This is a genomic window from Psychroserpens sp. AS72 (assembly GCF_038900375.1).
Taxonomy (GTDB): domain Bacteria; phylum Bacteroidota; class Bacteroidia; order Flavobacteriales; family Flavobacteriaceae; genus Psychroserpens.
The window spans coordinates 87251-107523 of record NZ_JBBMRC010000005.1; the positions used below are offsets into that span (position 1 = coordinate 87251).

Annotated in this window: 16 protein-coding genes; 2 read left to right on the forward strand and 14 right to left on the reverse strand. The window is 32.1% G+C overall.

Annotation, left to right across the window (positions count from 1 at the left end):
- Positions 1–4: 4 nt before the first annotated feature.
- Genes rfbA through WNY78_RS11055 form a run of 6 tightly spaced genes read right to left on the reverse strand, consistent with a single transcriptional unit; the run spans position 5 to position 7019 of the window.
- Positions 5–859, reverse strand: a complete 855-nt coding sequence (rfbA, locus tag WNY78_RS11030; protein ID WP_342873260.1) for a glucose-1-phosphate thymidylyltransferase RfbA — start codon at positions 857–859, stop codon at positions 5–7.
- The gene (rfbB, locus tag WNY78_RS11035) at positions 856–1875 is read right to left on the reverse strand and encodes a dTDP-glucose 4,6-dehydratase (RefSeq protein ID WP_342873261.1); all 1020 of its coding nucleotides are present in this window, start codon (positions 1873–1875) and stop codon (positions 856–858) included. The genes rfbA and rfbB overlap by 4 nt, the downstream gene beginning before the upstream one ends.
- A complete protein-coding gene (locus WNY78_RS11040; RefSeq protein WP_342873262.1) occupies positions 1865–2920 on the reverse strand; it encodes a hypothetical protein in 1056 nt (351 codons plus the stop codon). Before WNY78_RS11040 ends, rfbB begins: the two co-directional genes overlap by 11 nt.
- A gap of 9 nt (positions 2921–2929) precedes the next feature.
- Complete coding sequence (locus tag WNY78_RS11045) at positions 2930–4621, reverse strand: hypothetical protein (protein WP_342873263.1); 1692 nt, start codon at positions 4619–4621, stop codon at positions 2930–2932.
- Between the two features lie 29 nt (positions 4622–4650).
- Positions 4651–6153, reverse strand: coding sequence for a GH3 auxin-responsive promoter family protein (locus WNY78_RS11050; RefSeq protein WP_342873264.1), 1503 nt, complete (start codon positions 6151–6153; stop codon positions 4651–4653).
- The gene (locus tag WNY78_RS11055) at positions 6153–7019 is read right to left on the reverse strand and encodes a M23 family metallopeptidase (protein ID WP_342873265.1); all 867 of its coding nucleotides are present in this window, start codon (positions 7017–7019) and stop codon (positions 6153–6155) included. Before WNY78_RS11055 ends, WNY78_RS11050 begins: the two co-directional genes overlap by 1 nt.
- A 115-nt stretch (positions 7020–7134) precedes the next feature.
- On the opposite strand from WNY78_RS11055, the gene tatA reads away from it, so the two are divergent.
- Positions 7135–7320, forward strand: coding sequence for a twin-arginine translocase TatA/TatE family subunit (tatA, locus tag WNY78_RS11060; protein WP_040279599.1), 186 nt, complete (start codon positions 7135–7137; stop codon positions 7318–7320).
- 76 nt (positions 7321–7396) lie between these two features.
- Here the strand turns inward: tatA and WNY78_RS11065 are convergent, their stop codons facing one another.
- From WNY78_RS11065 to WNY78_RS11075, 3 genes are all read right to left on the reverse strand, one after another.
- Positions 7397–8371 (reverse strand): DUF4837 family protein, encoded by a 975-nt coding sequence (locus WNY78_RS11065; RefSeq protein WP_342873266.1) that lies wholly within the window; start codon positions 8369–8371, stop codon positions 7397–7399.
- A 24-nt stretch (positions 8372–8395) separates the two neighbouring features.
- On the reverse strand, positions 8396–9994 hold the full coding sequence (locus WNY78_RS11070; protein ID WP_342873267.1) for a LysM peptidoglycan-binding domain-containing protein: 1599 nt from the start codon (positions 9992–9994) through the stop codon (positions 8396–8398).
- A gap of 332 nt (positions 9995–10326) precedes the next feature.
- Entirely contained in the window at positions 10327–11514 is a 1188-nt protein-coding gene (locus tag WNY78_RS11075; RefSeq protein ID WP_342873268.1) for a phosphoglycerate kinase, read from the reverse strand.
- Positions 11515–11806: 292 nt separating this feature from the next.
- Here WNY78_RS11075 and WNY78_RS11080 point away from each other — a divergent pair, with 292 nt between their 5' ends.
- Positions 11807–12958 carry a DNA polymerase III subunit delta' gene (locus tag WNY78_RS11080; RefSeq protein WP_342873269.1) on the forward strand — a complete coding sequence of 384 codons (1152 nt, stop codon included), beginning with the start codon at positions 11807–11809 and terminating at the stop codon, positions 12956–12958.
- A gap of 141 nt (positions 12959–13099) precedes the next feature.
- Here WNY78_RS11080 and WNY78_RS11085 read toward each other — a convergent pair whose 3' ends face one another.
- The 5 genes from WNY78_RS11085 to mnmG all read right to left on the reverse strand — a co-directional run bounded on the left by WNY78_RS11085 (position 13100) and on the right by mnmG (position 20223).
- Entirely contained in the window at positions 13100–13945 is an 846-nt protein-coding gene (locus WNY78_RS11085) for a DUF4249 domain-containing protein (protein WP_342873270.1), read from the reverse strand.
- 4 nt (positions 13946–13949) lie between these two features.
- Positions 13950–16325, reverse strand: a complete 2376-nt coding sequence (locus tag WNY78_RS11090) for a TonB-dependent receptor (protein WP_342873271.1) — start codon at positions 16323–16325, stop codon at positions 13950–13952.
- 267 nt (positions 16326–16592) lie between these two features.
- On the reverse strand, positions 16593–17114 hold the full coding sequence (locus tag WNY78_RS11095) for an OmpH family outer membrane protein (protein WP_342873272.1): 522 nt from the start codon (positions 17112–17114) through the stop codon (positions 16593–16595).
- Positions 17115–17329: 215 nt separating this feature from the next.
- Positions 17330–18202, reverse strand: a complete 873-nt coding sequence (locus tag WNY78_RS11100; RefSeq protein WP_342873273.1) for a class I SAM-dependent methyltransferase — start codon at positions 18200–18202, stop codon at positions 17330–17332.
- A 149-nt stretch (positions 18203–18351) separates the two neighbouring features.
- The gene (gene mnmG, locus WNY78_RS11105) at positions 18352–20223 is read right to left on the reverse strand and encodes a tRNA uridine-5-carboxymethylaminomethyl(34) synthesis enzyme MnmG (RefSeq protein WP_342873274.1); all 1872 of its coding nucleotides are present in this window, start codon (positions 20221–20223) and stop codon (positions 18352–18354) included.
- Positions 20224–20273: the final 50 nt, after the last annotated feature.

Sequence of the window (20273 nt, forward strand, 5' to 3'; positions counted from 1 at the left end):
AAAACTATAAGTTTTGTAAATACTCACCATAACCGCTTTTAAGTAGTGGTTCTGCCAATTTACTTAGTTGAGCTCTGTCAATAAAACCCATTTTATATGCTGTTTCTTCGATACAACCAATTTTTAATCCTTGACGCTCTTCAATAACCTGAACAAATTGAGACGCTTGCATTAAAGAATTAAATGTACCTGTATCTAACCAAGCAGTACCTTTGTCTAATATTTGAACATTTAATCTTCCTTGTTCTAAATAGGTTTTATTGACGTCTGTTATTTCTAACTCACCTCGTGGACTAGGTTTAATATTTTTTGCAATTTCAACTACCGAATTATCATAAAAATAAATACCAGGAACAGCATAATTTGATTTAGGATGTATTGGCTTTTCCTCTATTGAAAGTGCTTTATTGTTTTCATCAAAATCAACAACACCATAACGTTGTGGATCTTGAACGTGATAGGCAAAAATAATTCCGCCTTCAATATCATTCAATTCTCTTAGTTTTTCTTCTAATCCAGAACCATAAAATATATTATCTCCTAATACAAGTGCTACTTTATCCTGACCAATAAAAGACTCTCCAATAATAAATGCTTCAGCAAGACCATTAGGGTTTTCTTGAACTTCGTATTTAAAAACGCATCCATAATCTTCTCCATTTCCTAGTAATTCTTTGAACCTAGGAGTGTCTTTAGAGGTAGAAATAATTAAAATCTCTCTAATACCTGCAGACATTAAGGTTGTTAATGGATAGTAAATCATTGGCTTATCATAAACTGGCATAAGTTGTTTACTTACAACCCTTGTTAATGGGTGAAGTCTAGTACCAGAGCCTCCTGCTAAAATAATTCCCTTCATACATTTTTATATTTATCTAAATACCAATCAATTGTTTTTTTGATTCCAGTTTCAAAATTCTCATCGGCTTTCCAGCCTAATTGATTTTCTATTTTAGAAGCATCTATAGCATATCTAAAATCATGACCAGGTCTGTCTTTAACAAAGGATATTTGCTTTTTATAAGATTCTGCTTTAGGTTCTATTTCATCTAATATTTCACATATTTTATTAGCGATATACAGATTATCTCTTTCATTATGTCCACCAATGTTATATGTTTCTCCAGACTTTCCGTTTTTAAAAACTAAATCGATTCCTTTACAATGATCTAATACATATAACCAGTCTCTTATGTTTTTTCCATTTCCGTAGATAGGAATTTGCTCTCCACTTATTGCTTTTCTAATGATGGTAGGTATTAACTTTTCATCATGTTGTTTTGGTCCATAATTATTAGAGCAGTTAGTCGTTACTACATTCATTCCATAGGTGTGAAAATAACTTCTAACTATGAAATCTGAAGATGCTTTAGAAGCACTATAAGGGCTGTTTGGCGCATAAGGAGTGTCTTCTTTAAATAAACCTTCTGCACCTAATGTACCATAAACTTCATCTGTAGAAATATGATGAAAACGTTTAGATTCACAACCATTATTAAAAACATTAGGAGCTTTCATCCAATGTTTTTTAGCGATGTCTAGAAGATTAAATGTTCCAAATACATTTGTTTTAATAAATGCATCCGGATTTTTTATCGAGTTATCAACGTGAGATTCAGCAGCAAAATGAATGACTGCATCAAAATCATGCTTTATAAAGAGATTTTCTATGAGTTCTCTGTCGCAAATATCTCCTTTAACAAAGTTGTAATTTGTATTTGACTCAAGCTCTTTTAAATTGGAAAGGTCTCCAGCATAAGTTAAACTATCAACATTAATGACCTTTGTATCTTTATTAGTATCTAAAAAATACGGAATAAAATTTGAACCAATGAATCCTGCTCCTCCTGTAATTAAGATGGTTTTATCCTTCATATTCTTTAGCAAATTTTATAACCTTAATTGATACATAAATTAAGAACATTATAAGTATCGCTAATATTGGGAATATTAAAGAGTATTTTTGCGTCAATTCATTTGATCTTAAGCCAATATCTGAAAAATCTGTTATCACATCATAATAGACACTCTCAGTAATTTTAAGCTCATCTAAACTTCTTATTGAGTCTCGTATTGCAATTTCATTTTTAAATAATTCATACTCTTGAGTTTTTGTTCGCTCTTGAGTTAAAGGTAACAAGCCTTGTACTCCAATAGATAACGTTCCCTTTTCCGATTCTTGGTTTAATATTTTTAAATACACCAATTGTAAAGAGTCTATTTTCCTTAAATCTTTTAAATAAGTCGCCTTTTTAATTGCTATCGTGGAATCTCTTACACGCATTAACTTTTTGGAATACTCATTATTAAATGTAGTATTAAACCCAGTTGAAAGATTTTTAAATATATCTCTTTTACTCGATTCTACTCTAATATTAAAAACATCGCTAGAATATAAGTCTCTATTTTCAACAAAGTCTTCAAAGGTTATTTCTTGAGCTCTAATACTATCAATAGATTTAGCATATTTATCATATTCTTGAATCAACTGATTTTCTGTTTCTGGACCTATATCAATTTCAAACTTATTTATTGTTTTTACTTCGTCTACTGATATATCAAAAATAGAAGTTAAACTCTCATAGTTTTTACTTTCTAGTAATGAATTATAGTAGTCAATATTTGAAACTAATTGATATTTTGAATTAAAATAAGGCTTAACAAGCATTTCAGAGTAGTAAGCAGGTGTCTTCGTTTTCTCTAAACCAAAGCCAACTAATAAGGCCACTAATACTACAATAGATATAAGCTTGAAATTTTCAATTACAGCCTTTATTAAAAATATTATTGATGAGAAGATTGCTTTAAAAACACCACCAATAAAATCAAAAATTTTATTAAAAAAATTGCCAATAGCATTAAATAAAACCCCTAAATCAACTTCCTCTGTAGTATTATTATTAGGTAAATTTTCACTCATATCGTTATCTTATTTATTAAATATCTGTTGTAATATTTTTCTTGTTATTAAATAGGTAGGTTTAACTCCAGAAGTCCCTAAACCTCCAGATGCTAATGTACTTCCTGTTTCTAATGGGTTATCACTAGCATAATAAGCATAGCGTACTTTAACATTAGGGTTTATACTTCCTCTAACTTTTGACGCAGCTTGTATTGCCTTTTGGTAATGTGCTCCTTCCATTTCTAATCCAATTACATTCCATGTAGAATTATAAAAGAACTTAAGTATTTCTTTATTTTGTAATGATGTTCCTAGTACACTAATCATTGAGCCTTCAAAAACTTTTACACCTTGACCTTCTAAATCTGATTTACTAAGTTCATTTTTAAAAGGATAATTATCTGCTGTTCCTTCAAAAATATGAGCAGAAGGAATCATAATATCTCCTTTTCCTCCTTCTAAAATACCAGCTTTACCCATGATAGAAACCGATTCTACATTTAAATGTACTTTTTCACCATCAACATTATATGGTTTTAAAAACTCATCAATAGTTTCATAAGCCTGTTCTCCAAATGCATAATCCATAACAAAGATAACTGGCTTTTCATCATTTGTAAATGAACCTCCAACTTCTATATCTGTTTTAGAAAAATCTATTTTATCAGTATCAAAAATTTGTACATCTATATTTGTTCCAGATGTATCCTTAATATAAGTCATTCCACTTTGCAACGCTTCCTTAGTGATTTTATTGCGTAAAGCTTCATTTTCCTTTTTACCAATAGATTCATATACCTCAAAAATATCTTTCTTTGATGTTAATGATTTTAAAGCTATAGGTGCAAAAATAGAATTCATCACACTATGCATATTGGCACTTATAACATGTATTGGGCGACCTAAAAGGTTCTTCTTTTGAAGTACCTCTTTAATGTTATTTGCCCAAATTTCTCCATGAATATGATGACCTAGTCGCTCTCTTAAAACTGGACTAAAAGTCACTGTTCGTTTATTATTGTTAACAACCTCTTCTATAGCGAGTTTTCCTAACCAATATACAATATGAAGTAAACGTTCTGGTTGCACTTTAGTGGTAAATTTTGAATGAGCATTTGTAAGCTCCTCAAATGTTCTACCTAAAATATTTGCGGTATGAGTAATTGCAATCTCTCGTTCTTGTTGCGTTAATTTCTTCTTAGACAGTACCGCTTTTTCTAATTTAATCCAATCTCGTGTAGTTCTTCCTTCCTCATCAATTAAAACACGTTTGCTTATTTTGTGAGATTCAATAAACAAAAACGTAAGGTGCGTTAGAATATCGTATATTTCTGATCGTCCTCTTGTAATTTCAATATTCATCTGCTCAGCGTCAATACGATAGCAGTTACGACGTCTTTTTGGAGGAATTATAGGTTTAAAATGAGAATTTCCATACCCTTCATCACTCGTTAAATTAATAAATGTACATTCTTCAATACCTTCTGGTAATCGATCAATCACATATAATAATCCTTCTAATTCTGCTTTTTCTTCGGAAATTGAACCATATATTTCTGGTCGTAATAATAATAAAGACTCTCTAAGTGTCTCACCAGAAACTCCCATTGGCTTATAAAACCCACGATTAAATAAATGTCGCATGGTTATGTACATCCTTTCAATGGCATTTGAGCTCTCTTGAGCTCTCGTTCTTTCGTGAATTTTTCTTTTATTCATTCATTATAGGTTTACGGACAAATATAGTATTATTTCAACAATTTTTGAGCGTATAATTCATCTGCAATTTTTCTGTCATTAGACAGCCTTGGGATCTTATTTTGTCCACCTAATTTCCCTATAGATTTCATGTAGTCTTGAAACCCATTTTTCTTAATTGTTGAAATTTTTAATGGTTGCAGCACATTTCCGAAGATCAAATCATAGTAATAACTATTTTGCTTCTGCATTGATGCATCAATTTTTTTAGCTAATTCTGTCACATTTTGAGGTTCATTTTCAAACTCAATAAACCACTCATGAAACGGTAATCCAGACTCAGGATTAATTTGTGGAGCTACAGTAAATTCTGACACACTAACCTCAAAATCTTGGGTTGCTTCCTGTAAAGCTTGCTCAACCTCTTTACCAATCACATGTTCGCCAAATGCAGAAATAAAATGTTTAATTCTCCCAGAAACTATCACTCTATAAGGTGCTGTAGACGTAAACTGCACAGTATCTCCAATGTTGTATGCCCAAAGTCCTGCGTTGGTAGAAATTATCATGACGTAATTGACACCTATTTTTACTTCGGAAATCGTTAATCGTTTAGGCTTGTCGTCAAAAAAATGATTGGCTTCTATAAACTCGTAAAACATGCCAGAATTTAGCTGTAATAACATGCCTTTCTCATTCTGTTTATCTTGAAATGCAAAAAACCCTTCACTTGCAGGATACAACTCTATACTATCTACTTTACGGCCAATAAGGCTTTCAAATTTTGCTCTGTAAGGTTCGTAATTAACACCTCCAAAAATGAAAAGATTGAAGTTTTTAAAAACATCTCCTACCTTTTTTCCTGTTTTAGCATTGATCTTCTCAAAATACATTTGAACCCAAGAAGGGATTCCAGAAATAACAGACATGTCTTCAGGAAGCGTTTCTTCCACAATAGCATCTACCTTAGTTTCCCAGTCTTCAATGCAATTAGTTTCCCATGAAGGCATTCTGTTTTTTTGAAGATATTTAGGCACAAAATGTGCTACAATTCCTGACAATCTTCCTAATTGAATTCCGTTTTTTTCTTCAAGAGTTGGGCTTCCTTGCAAGAAAATCATTTTTCCATCCACAAATTTGCTGTTTCCTGTTTCAGCAATATACATTAAGATGGCGTTTCTAGCAGCTTCAACGTGAGTTGGCATACTCTCTTTTGTTAACGGAATGTATTTTGCTCCAGAAGTTGTACCAGAAGTTTTTGCGAAATATAATGGCTTGCCTTTCCAGAGAATATCTTCTTCTCCTGCAACCACTTTATCAACATATGGTTTTAAATCTTCATAATCTCTTATGGGAACGCGCTCAATAAAATCTTGATGCGTTTGTATAGACTTAAAATCATGGTCTTTACCAAATTGAGTATGAGACGCTTCTTTAATCAATGTTTTAAAAACCTTGTTTTGAGTTTCAACAGGCTTACTAGACCACCTTAATACAGATTTTCTAATATTTTTCGCAAAGAGTTTTGCTAATGTAGGTTTAAGAGAAATCATTAATTAAAGTCTATAAAATTGGTTGGATTTACAGGATAGCCTCTATTCCAAAGTTCAAAATGTAAATGAGGTCCTGTTGTTAATTCACCAGCATTTCCTGCCATAGCAATTACTTCTCCAGACTTCACTAAATCACCTTGTTTTTTGGTTATTGAAGCGTTGTGTTTATATACTGAAATGAGTTCATAACTATGCTCAATAATAACGACATAACCTGTATCTGCTGTCCACTCTGCAAAAATCACTGTACCATCTGCAGTGGCTTTAACTGGTGTGTCTTTTGCAACAACGATATCAACTGCGTAGTGTTTATCTTTAATATTATAGCCTTCAGATATCGTTCCATTTACAGGTGGAAATAAGACAAAGTTTGTAGATGAAATAGTAGATTCAAACACATTATACTTATCTTCTTTATCTACCAATTCTCTTAATAAAGAATCTTCTTTTGTGGGTTTTAAATCCAATTGACCAGCATCAATACTTGCTGCATCTATTATAGAATCTCTATTAAATTCAACTGATGCTACATCACCAGTTAATACTTTTTTTATAGATGAATAATATTGTTCGTTAAGATTTATGACTTGTTGTAATGAATCTGTCTTATAATTTAAAACAGTCGCTTGTTTCTTTAAAGCTGTTGATGAATAGCCAGGAATATATTCTTTCAAGGATGTAAAGGCTATGAGGAAAATAGTACCTGCTATTAATAGAATTGTTCCTAATGAAGCAATAACAAAGACGTTTAAACGCGTTAATTTTATAGCAAAACGCTCCTCAAAAGTGTCTTCATTGAGTACAACCAAACGATACTTATGAAGTAGTTTTTTTTTAAATTTTTTCTCTTTCTCTTTTTCTGCCATTGTAGTACAAAATTAAATAAAATAAGTCCAAGTTTTATAAGCCATGGTTAAAGTTTGCTTATTAACGTTTATTTTGAAGTATAATTATTAAATTTGCAGTTCAAAATATAACATTATGATAGCATCAAGCATATTTTTAGCTCCTGGAGCATGGCAAATAATTTTAATCGTTGTTGTGGTCTTATTATTGTTTGGAGGAAAGAAAATCCCAGAACTTATGAGAGGTCTTGGAAGCGGTATCAAAGAATTTAAAGATGCCAGCAAAGAAGAAGACGGAACAACTACAACTGAAAAAGAATAACTAATTGTTCTTAAAACTTATAAAAAAGAAAAGCCAACGATAATCGTTGGCTTTTCTTTTTGCTTTTTATAATATATTATTTTATTCCAATTGATTTAATAATCGATTCTAATTCAAAAACATAATCACGTTTTGCAATAGATGGCGCAAACACATAACCTTCGGCAATGATATATCTATTATTAACTTTATCTTCTATAGCATAGTTTATAAAAGGTCCAGACATAAAAGCATTTTTTAAATCCCAAAGCCCTCTTGTTTCAAAGGCAGGTTTATTATCAATAATCACATTACTAATAAAAGGCGTAAAAGCTGACTCTGTTGCCATATAACTGTTTTCTAAAGCACCTTCAATATGTATTTTACCAACTGAATCTCTAACTCTAACGATATCAATAACGGCACTATCTCCTTTTCTTATTGCTGATAAAGGAACTTCATACACCAATAAATCAACATTTCCTGTCTCAATATCTCTTCTTATCCAAAAGAAATCATCATCAGATTTTGCAATTCTATATGCTGTAGGAAATTTTAAAGACACACCTAATTCCTCCTTTAAAGGCGCATCATTAAATAATGATTTACTAGTTCTACGTTGACGTTCTTTTATTTCGGTCTTTTTAAAAGCATCAATAATTTTTGCCGAGTTCTCTTTAATTTGCTCAATGATTTCGGCATTAGTTTGTCCAGAAACAACCACTAAAGTTTGTGGTCTTGCGTAAGCATCTCTAGCTATTTGAGTAGCGGCTTTTTTTCCTTTTTCAATCTTTAAAACGGTTCTGTTCTTTTTTGCAAATCCTGTAAATACTTCGGTTGGCATTTGGCTCATTGAAAATTGAGGCTCATCTTTAGATAACCCTTCAACTGATGCTGCAAGAACATCTCTAATAGTTTCTCCAACATTGTTTTCCCACAATAAATTATCTGAAACAACAACTATACTATTTATATCTCCTGAAGAGGCAGATACATATCTCTTTTCTTCACCATTACCACACCCTAAAAATACAGTAGCTACTAATAAAATGCTTAAAACGTTCTTGATCATTTTTACGTGTTTATTGAGTTCTATTTATTTTGAGACTACTAAAGTCGTCCCTATTTTCAATTTACTACTGCTAATACCGTTCCATTCTTTAATATTTTGAACAGAAACTCCTGGGAATTTTTGAGAAATGCTCCAAAGTGAATCTCCTTCCCTAACTTTATAGGTGGATTTACCAGCAGTATTTATAACTTTTTTAGGTGTGCTTGAGGCCGATTTTCCAGAAGACACATTAGAATTTCTTGGATAAATTGTTAATCGCTGACCAATTTTTAAATTATTACTTCGTAAACCATTCCATTGTTTAAGTTGGCTAACTCGTACTCCAAATTTTCTAGCAATTTTACCAAGATAATCCCCAGATCTAACGCGATATGTTGTTTTACTCTTGGCATCAAATAACTGCGGAAGCGGTTTTTCTCGCTTGTTCATTTCCGAAGTAACATGAGCATAAATCTCAGTTTCATTAGTCACAAAACGACCTATAGCTTCTCGTGGCAATCGTAATGTATAATCTTCACCTTTAACAAACGGAATGATATCCAACTTGTAAGCAGGATTCAAAAACTGAAGTTCCTCAATAGGCACATCAACCAATTCTGAAACTTGATCAAAAGAAATCATCTGTTTTACATGAATCGTATCTGTTTCTACATAATGATATTTTGGTGGTTGTATGTTAAAACCATGCTCCTCAGCATATTCAAAAATGTACATAGTCGCTAAAAAGGCTGGTAAATATCCAGCTGTTTCACGTGGAAGATGTTTTCTAATATTCCAATAATTTTTATAACCTCCAGAACGACGAATCGCTTTTGATACGTTTCCAGGTCCAGAATTATAAGCTGCTAATGCTAAATCCCAATCACCAAATATGCGATATAATCGTGCTAAATATTCACTAGCTGCTTTACTTGATTTAATTGGATCGCTACGTTCATCTACATAGCTACTTACATCGAGTCCGTGTTCTTTTCCTGTACCATACATAAATTGCCATAAACCTGTAGCTCCAACTCTAGATCGTGCTTTAGGTTTTAACGCAGATTCTACTATGGCTAGATATTTTACTTCTAAAGGGATATCATTATTATCTAAAGATTCTTCAAATAGCGGAAAGTAATAGTGACTTAATGACATTAATCGCGACATAGAATTACGTCGATGCTTTAAATATGATTTTATAACGCTCTCAAGAGATTCGTTGTATTCAACATTAAAAGGTGTTCTTGCATTAAGGCGCTCTAGTCTTGCTTTTAATGTATCTGTAGTTAACTCTGGATAATCAACCGGATCGTATTTAAGATTTGTGACAGATTCATAAATGCTATCAAATAATACATTACTGTATAATTCTTCTAGCCATTTTTGATCTATTTCTGCAGCTTGAGGATGGTCTTCTAGTTGTCTTTTTTGAATAGAATCAATCTCTGGTTTGATACTGATGCCTTTTTTAAAATAGTTTTTGCCATCAATAATAGTGTCGATTACGTAGGTTTCGCCTTCAACAAAATCGGCTTCTGTGAGTCTTTTTATTTCTTTTTTCTTCGGAATTGAATCCTGTCCAAAAGACATAAAAACGCACAATAAAAAGCCAATAGTTAGAGTAATAAGCTTGTGGTTCATTGGTTTCATCTTTGTTAATCGCTGATTATGTTTGAATATAATCTAACGACAAGTCGAACTCGTTTGAGCTTTTTAAGTTTTAGCGAAAATTAAAGATTTTGTGCTATGTTGAAGTTATTTTAAATTTTCATAGCCTTGCTACGGAAATTTAAATTGGTAAAAACATGGTGCAAAAGATTAATTTTTTAGCAAGTTGAAAAAGTTTAAACGAGTTCGTGAGCTAAAATCGTACTTTTTTAGCTAAAATGAAAGTTTAGTTACACAAATTAACAGAGTGTGTAAGAGAAGTCGTATTGACTTCCGAAGTAAAAAAACGTATGCTAATATGTTATCTATTCTAAAATAGCAGCAATTCCAGGTAAGGTTTTGCCTTCTAAGCTTTCTAACATTGCTCCACCACCTGTACTCACATAGCTCACTTTGTTTTCAAAACCAAACTGTTTCACAGCAGCAACAGAATCTCCTCCTCCTACAAGTGAAAACGCTCCTTTTTTAGTCGCCTCTGCTATAGAATTTCCAAGTGCAATAGTACCTCCTGCAAAATTCTCCATTTCAAAAACACCTAAAGGACCATTCCATAAAATAGTTTTACATTGCATTACAACGTCATGAAAAATGGTGTTAGATTTTGGTCCGCAATCCAAACCTTGCCAACCATCTGGTATTTTGTCAACATCAACAATCTTGGTATCTGCATCGTTAGCAAAATCATTTGCTGCAATAACATCTACAGGTAAATGGATTTGAACGTTTTTAGCTTTAGCTTGTTTTAAGATCTCAAGTGCTAATTCCATTTTATCATCTTCACAGATAGAATCTCCAATGCTTCCTCCTTGTGCTTTAACAAACGTATATGTCATACCACCTCCAATAATAAGGTGATCAACTTTATCTAAAATATTCTCGATAATTGTAATTTTTGAAGATACTTTCGCTCCACCAAGAACTGCTAAAACTGGTTTTTCTCCAGTTTCCATCACTTTATTGATACTTTCAATTTCTTGAGCTAGCAAATTTCCGAAGCATTTATGATCTGGAAAAAATTGTGCAATAATCGTTGTAGAAGCATGTGCTCTGTGCGCAGTACCAAAGGCATCATTAACATAAATATCACCTAATTTTGATAATTGCTCTGCAAACGCTTTATCACCTGCAGTTTCTTCTGGATGAAAACGTAAATTTTCTAATAATAAAATTTCTCCTGGTTGTAAATTCGCAGCAGCTTCTTCAGCTTTTGGTCCAACGCAGTTGTCTACAAACGTTACTTCAACCCCTAAAATATCTTCTATTTTATTGACGATATGTTTTAATGAATATTTCTCTTCTACACCTTTTGGTCGACCTAAATGCGACATTAAAATACAGCTTCCGCCATCTTCTAAAACCTTAATAATTGTTGGTTTTGCAGATACAATACGCGTGGCATCTGTAACCTTGAAATCATCATCTAATGGCACATTAAAATCTACACGTATTAATGCTTTTTTGTTATTAAAATTGAAATCATTTAAAGTCTTCATCTGTTGCATTTTTTGAAAATAGTTATACGAAATCACCTTGACTTTTACTTTTACCTGCAAAACACCCATTTTGCACGCTAATTTTATTGTTTATTATAACCGTAGCGATGCTATGCTGAGAAAAAACAACTTCATTACTGTACAAAAGCAATGCTTTTCGGTTTAAAACAAAAAGTCAAGATGATTTCGGCAAATGTAACCAATAAAACCAACTGAAAAAAGGTGTTTTTTCACGAAAACGTTTGCAGTGATTAGTTATTTAAAGATTTAAATAAAAAAGTATATTTGCTTTATGCTATTTTCTGAAATTTTAGGACAAGAACACATCAAAAATCACCTTACCAAAAGTGCCGATTTTGGACGTATACCTCATGCGCAATTATTTGTTGGTCCAGAAGGTTCTGGAACCTTACCAATGGCAATCGCTTATGCTCAATATTTGTTGTGCAAAAACACGGATGGTGAGAATTCTAATGGTAATGAAAGCTGTAATTTAAAATTCAAAAACATATCGCATCCTGATCTTCATTTTGTATTTCCTGTTGCCATAACAGACAAGGTAAAAAAGCATCCTGTGTCTAAACATTTTATGGAGGAATGGCGACAACTTGTTGACAATCAACCTTACGGGAATTTATTTGACTGGTATAAAATTTTAGGGATTGACAATAAGCAAGGTCAAATTGGTGTTGATGAAGCATTAGATATTGTAAAGGCTTTATCTCTAAAATCTTATGAAGGTGGTCATAAAGTGATGATCATTTGGATGGCAGAAAAAATGAACACATCTGCTGCAAATAAGCTTTTAAAACTTATTGAAGAGCCACCAAATAAAACGGTTTTTATTCTCATCGCTGAAGATGAAGAACAAATTATAAACACGATTAGATCACGATGTCAAGTGTTACATTTTCCGCCATTGGCTGAAGATGTTATAAAGGAAGCTTTACTTAAAAATTATCAAATCCCTGAGCCTGATGCTATAAAAATTGCACATCAAGCCAACGGGAACTATAATAAAGCTTGTGACACTGTGTATAGCGATAGTGAAGACACGCAGTTTGAAGATTGGTTTGTATTTTGGATTAGATCTGCTTTTAAGGCTAAGGGAAACAAAAGCGCCATTCATGATTTAATTTCTTGGAGTGAAACCATTGCAAAAACGGGTCGTGAAACACAGAAGCAGTTTTTGAATTTTTGTTTGGATTTCTTCCGTCAAGCATTGCTTTTAAATTATAATGCAGAAAGTTTGGTTTTTATGGAACCAAAGTCATCGTTTAAACTCGAAAAATTTGCTCCTTTTGTTCACGGTAATAATATTATGGAAATTTCCGAAGAACTTCAAAACGCCATTTACCACATAGAACGTAATGGAAATTCTAAGATTATACTTACCGATTTATCTATAAAGTTGACACGCTTACTGCATAAAAAAGAGGATTAATTTATATTTTGATGTCAGGTTGAGCACGGTCGAAACCCATTAAACTTATCAAGCTCAAAGACCTTTCGTTTTACTGCGTAAACTACTTTCAAAGAAAATATATTTTCTTTTCAGTAATGCTCAAGGTGACAAAAATCTACTTTATTCAAAGGTGTATGATGCTTTAACAACTTCAGTTACTCTAAAATATCCGTAGGCATAATTATCGCTATTGGTTTCATTGATACAATTTCCTCTTGCCTCAGCTGCTGTTGAAGAAAAAGGGTCGCCTCCTCCATAGTATTGCTCTATAATTATACTTGAGAAATTATAAAATTGTTCTGAAATTCCATAACAAGATATTTCTACTGTATCTCCTGGTTGAAATGCAGCTTGGTCGTTATCTTCATCGTCTTCTTTTTCAAAAAAGTTGTAAATCTCATTTCCATTTAAAAACTCATCAGAGAAATTATCAACGTTAGCAAATAAATCTCCTGGCTCATAGAAGCTAAAAAGGTAATAATTGTCTTCGTCTGCTGGATCGTCAAAATAGACATTCACTTCTAACAGTTCATCATCAAAGCCTCCATCTATGGATTGTGTAATGCTATTAAATTCGGGAACTGCGATTAATGTCTCTGTGGCTGTATAGGTTTCATTATTATAAATGACTTCTAAATTGTACGTGTTACCAATAATTGGAACGAAATTAGAAATGGTATATGTGCCATCATTTTGATCTGCAAAAACAAATTCTTCATTAGTATCTACATTTCTCACTTTTACTGATGCACCTGTTACAACAGGAATATTTGCAGTTTCAAAATAAGGTGTTGATGTGCTAAGTTTTATGGTTTGATTGTTGCCTAACGTTCCTTTTTCCCAATCTAAAGACCCTTCAATAACAAGTCTTGTTTGTCCTGTTGGAACATCTAAATCTATAACATCTTCACAAGATGTAAATGAAACAGCTAATATTAATACAATGCCTTTTATAAATGTTTTCATGTTATTAAAATTTAAAATTATAGGTTACTGAAGGGATCAAGCCAAAAATTGAAAGCCTTGTGGCTTCATTTAATCCTGTTTGATCGTTTTGAGTAAATGTTATTGAGGCTGCATTTCTTCTATTATAGAGATTATAAATACCAAAAACCCATTCGCCTTTCCAACGTTTATCTGGTTTGTTATTTGGTGTATATGTTGCAGAAATATCTAATCTATGGTATGCTGGTAAACGGTCTTCATTTCTATTTGAATAGGTTGCTATAGAAAACCCTTCGTAATTATATTGTCCATTAGGATACGTCACTGGACGACCTGTTTGAAATACAAGATTAGAACTAAGACTCCATTTATCATTGAGTTTATAAATTCCTGTTAGGGAAATATCATGCGTTCTATCATAAGGTGTGTTGTACCAATTTCCATTATTGATTCCTGGTCCTCCTGCTTGTCCTCCTAAAGTGCGTTGTTCAGATTTTGATAACGTATACGCTAGCCAGCCTGTAAATTTTCCTTCATTTTTCCGAAGTAAAACTTCTAAACCGTAAGCTCTGGCTTCTCCATTTAAAATTTCGGTTTCAATAGTATTATTTCCAATTAAATCTGAACCGTCGATGTAATCTATTCTATTATCTATGGTTTTGAAATAGGTTTCAACCTCTAGCGCATATGCTTTATCATTAAAGTTTTTGTAGTAGCCAATTGCATATTGAGTTGAGCGTTGCGGCTTGATATATTTTCCACTAGGTGTCCAAACGTCTAAAGGTGTAACCGATGAAGTATTAGATAGTAAATGTAAATATTGTGTTGATTTTGTATAACTTGCTTTAATAGAAGAAGCCTCATTAAGTTGGTATGATAATCCTAATCGTGGCTCAAAATTATCATAGTTTTTGATGCTTTCGCTTTTACCAAAAGAGGTTTCAGACTCTACTTCTCCTCGTTCATAAATAGCTAATTGGCTATTATAAACAACCGGTTGATTATTAATATAGTTTGTCATATTTTGACCTCCTAATCTAGAAAAAGTACTGTATCTTAATCCGTATTGAGCTGTTAATTTATCTGTAATTTGATGCTCTGCACTTACATATAATCCGCCTTCAAAAGCTCGTTTTTGATCTAGTTTTAAATAGTTAATTGGAGAGGATTCTGATGTTGGTCTAACTTCTCCAGGATTTAGTTTATATGAAATACCACTAGCTCCAAAATCGAGTTTTACTTTATCACTCAAATAGTACTTAAAATCATACTTTATATTATAGTTTTTAATATCTGCAATCCAGTCTAACTCAATAAAATCGAGAATAATTTGATAGTCGTATTTACTATATATTAAAGATAGGTTTGAAAATAATCTATCATTATAAATATGGTTCCAACGTAGGTTTGCTGTGGTATTTCCGTAACTATTTTTTAGAATTTTGGAGATGTTAAACACATCTCTTCCGAAGTAACCAGACAAATAAACTCTGTTATTTTTATTTATTTCGTAATTGGTTTTTAGGTTTAAATCATAAAATGAAATTTTATCATCTTTTAGCTCATCAATACCTTTCATAATTAGGTGTGCATAAGACGTTCTTCCAGCAATTAAAAAAGAACCTTTATCTTTTACTATTGGACCCTCAACAGCTAATCTACTAGATATCAATCCGATACCTCCATTTATATTGAAGTTTTTATTGTTTCCATCTTTTTGTCTCACATCTAAAACTGAGGATACACGACCTCCAAATTTTGCAGGTATATCTCCTTTATAAAGCTTAATGTCTTTAATAGCATCTGCATTAAATACAGAGAAAAATCCAAAAAAGTGTGAGGTGTTATAGATGATTGCTTCGTCTAGAAGTACTAAGTTTTGATCTACAGCTCCTCCTCTAACATTAAATCCAGCAGACCCTTCACCATTATTTGTAACACCAGGAAGCATTTGTATAGATTTTATCACATCTACTTCTCCCAAAACTGCAGGCATTTGTTTTATAGTACCAGCATTAAGTTTAGAAACACTCATTTGTGGTTTTTTAATACTTACTTGCTCTGATTCTTCTGCAACAATTACAACTTCGTTTAAACTAGTTGCAGATTCTTTAAGTTGAAAATTTAAGGTTTGATCGGTATCTAATTGGATCTCTTGAGTAATACTCTCATATCCTATAAAAGAAATGATCACTGTATAGTTTCCTTTGGGAGCTGTTAAAGAGAAGAAACCGTACTCATTGGTTACTGCTCCAATTGAAGTTCCTTTCAAAAAAATTGTTGCTCCTAGTAGTGTTTCACCGTTACTAAAGTCTTTGATTGTACCTCTAATACTATACTTTTCTTGAGCAAATATTACAGTACTAAATAATAGGCAAAAGCCTAAAAGAAAGTGTTTCATTTTGATTGATTGATTGATTTCATGAATTGATTATGCGTTCAAACTTCAGTTTAAAGACGCAACTAAGTTAGATTTGTTACTTAAATACTGAAAAAAGTAGTTGTTAATTTTAATCCAATTAACTTAATTTAACTGTTTAGTATAAACGTAATTAGATTTTAGCTATTATAGTTTTGATCTTGTGACTTAAAACACATAATGATTTATTTTTTTGCATAAAAAAAGCCGACTAAATTTGTCGGCTAAATTAATTTTAAGAGATAACAATTATTCTTCTTTCTTATAAGAATCGTTAAGTCCTTTTAAAACTGCGTCAGAAATATCATTTACTTCTTCACCATACATTACAGTTGTAGTAACATCACTTGTTCCAAAAATAAAACTGTAACCGTTTTTCTTACCATAATCTTCAACAAAACTTTTCATTGTCATCATAACAGAATCCATTTCTGTAGCATAAGCTTGTTGTAATTGCTGTTGCTCAAATTGTAATTGCTGTTGTAATATTTGACTTTTCTGAGTAAAAGCTTGTCCTTCTTGTTGTTGTTTTGCTTGAGACATTTTTGAAGAAGCAATTTGAAATTGTTGATATTCTAATTGAAAAGCTTTTCCAATACTATCAGATCTTTTATTGAAACGATCTTCTCTAGCTTTAAATTTAGCTTCTACATCAATTTTTTCTTGGTATTCATTTATTACTTCAGATCTATTAACGAATGCCATTTTTTTCTGTTCTTGGCAAGATGCTAAAACAAGCACGATTGAAAGTGCTCCTAATATTTTTTTCATTTTTTGATTTTTAATTATTTCTGCAAATGTAAGAAAGTGGTTGAATTTATGTTAAAAACCAACTATTTAAATTATTTATAGTAATTTGAAAATCTATTTTTAAAACCTATTAATATTGATTCGTTTAAACAAGGCTTATAATTAATAACTATTTATACCATTATACTTGTTTATGTTAACAGGAGAACATCGCTTAAATCGTCTAAAAACACGTTTTAGCTCTTTTTAATGATGTAAATCATGGAGGAGTACTCTCCAGAACGTTTTGCTTTACTATTTGAGGTCCATCCTATCCAAAATGCTTTAAATGGATTCATTGATCCGTTTTTATATTTTTCAGAAAGTAGCGATACATAATATGCATCAAAAATCATAGGTTCGGTTTTCACTACTGTCATGTTTTTTGTTGCTACCAATCTCGAAATTGAGGTTTGAGAAAAATGCCATAAATGTCTTGGCACATCAAAAGCTGCCCAAAAGTTTTTATAATGATTAGCATCATAGCTTTTATAATTTGGAACAGCTATTACTAATCGTCCATTTGGTTTTAATAGTGATTCAAATATTTCTATCTGAGATTCTAATTTTGGTAAATGTTCTAACACATGCCAAAGCGTAATCACATCAAAACTCTGTGGTTTAAATTTTAATAAATGTTCAACATCAAAAACTGAATCATCAGATTTTTTATTAGCAATTGCTCTTGCATTTTCGTTGGGCTCTATTCCAGAAACATTCCAATTATTATCTTTAGCAACTTTTAAAAAATCACCAGTACCACATCCAACATCTAGTAATTTTTTTTCACCCGTACTGAGCGAAACCGAAGTTTCGGAAATTGAATTAATGAGTTTTAATTTTCTTTTTAATGCAATACCTTTTATAAAATGATATAGATTTTCAAACAGATTTCGTTTAGCATCTGTGTGAGAAATATAATCTTCACTTTCGTAATATGCTCCTAATTTATCTTCGGAAGGTTGTGGATGTGTTTCAAGGAAATCAAATTCTTTATTATAAACCAACTCAAATTCTTCTCCTGAAACGGAGTGATCTTTGACATTTAAATAGATTGATTTATTACTCATGAATTTATTATTTACAAAGTATTTCAACTACGTTTATTGTTACATTTTGAATTATAAAAAAGAAATGAAATTTGTGATGTTCCACGTGAAACATCCTTTGGATTCGAAAAGCTCTGCTTAACGAAAATAGGTAGCAGAATTTGTCGAAGTTATCGTCCCATATAAACTAACAACACAGAAACATCTGCAGGAGAAACTCCACTAATTCTAGATGCTTGTGAAATAGTTACAGGTTGAATTTTTGTTAACTTTTGAATCGCTTCAGTACTCATAGATTTCAATTTTGTGTAATCAAAATTTGAAGGAATTTTCACATCCTCTAACCTACTTAACTTATCTGCATTATTCTTTTCTTTCTTTATATAACCAGAATATTTAATCTGAACTTCTGTTTGTTCAATAACTTCTCTATCTAAATTATGCTCCTGAATGTATTGTTCAACGGCATCAAAACGTCGCATATCTTCAGAAGTAATATTTGGTCGAGAATACAACTTAAACATCTTATCAGATTGTTTTACTAATGCTGAGTTTTTAGATTCTAAAACAAGATTTGCTTCTTCTGGTAACACACTCGTCTCTCTAAAAAAGTTGACAAAGTTATCAGACTCTGTTTGCTTCTTTTCCATTCTACGTAAACGCGTTTCACTCGCTAAACCTAAATCATATCCTTTAGGTGTTAATCTAAAATCTGCATTATCTTGACGTAATAATGTTCTATATTCTGCACGAGATGTAAACATTCTATAAGGCTCTTCAGTACCTTTTGTAATTAAATCATCTACCAAAACACCAATATAAGCTTCATTACGTTTTAATATAAATTCGTCTTTTTCTTGAACTTTTAATGCTGCATTTATTCCAGCCATCAGACCTTGAGAAGCTGCTTCTTCGTATCCGGTTGTTCCATTAATTTGACCAGCAAAAAACAAACCATCAACCAACTTAGTTTCTAATGTATGCTTTAATTGTGTTGGTGGAAAATAGTCATACTCGATAGCATAACCAGGTCTAAAAAACTTCACTTTTTCAAAACCCACAACAGAACGTAAAGCTTTAAATTGAACATCCTCTGGTAACGATGTAGAAAAACCATTCACATAAACTTCAACGGTATTCCAACCTTCTGGCTCTACAAATAATTGATGTCTATCTTTATCTGCAAAACGATTTATCTTATCTTCAATTGATGGACAATATCTTGGTCCAGTACTTTGAATTCTACCATTAAACATTGGCGAACGATCAAAGCCTTCACGTAATAAATCATGAACTTCAGGACTTGTATAAGTCATATGACAAGAACGTTGTTCTGTCAATGGTTTAATAGACTCAAGATACGAGAACTTTTCAGGTTGTGCATCTCCAGGTTGTTCTACCATTTTAGAATAATCTAAAGAACGACCATCAACTCTTGGAGGTGTTCCTGTTTTCATTCTACCAGATTCAAAACCTAAATTAATAAGCTGTTCTGTAATTCCGGTTGCAGCTCTTTCACCTGCTCTTCCTCCTCCAAAATTTTTATCTCCAATATGGATTAATCCATTGAGAAATGTTCCATTAGTTAAGACAACCGTTTTTGCTTTAATTTCTAAACCAAGTGATGTTTTCACACCTACCACTTTATGGTTTTCTACTAATAAACCAGAAACCATTTCTTGATAGAAATCTAAATTTTTGGTTTGCTCTAGCAATAATCTCCAATCTTCAGCAAAGCGCATTCTATCACTTTGAACTCTTGGACTCCACATAGCAGGTCCTTTAGATTTGTTCAACATCTTAAATTGAATAGCAGACGTGTCACTAACGATTCCGCTATAACCGCCAAGAGCATCAATTTCTCTTACGATCTGTCCTTTCGCAATTCCACCCATTGCAGGATTACAAGACATTTGTGCAATGTTTTGCAAATTCATAGTAATGAGCAATGTTTTGCTTCCCATGTTTGCAGCAGATGCAGCAGCTTCACTTCCTGCGTGACCTGCTCCAACAACTATGACATCATAAACTTCGTTAAACATAATCTTATGTATTGTTCCACGTGGAACATGTGGATTAATTTTTTTTTCAG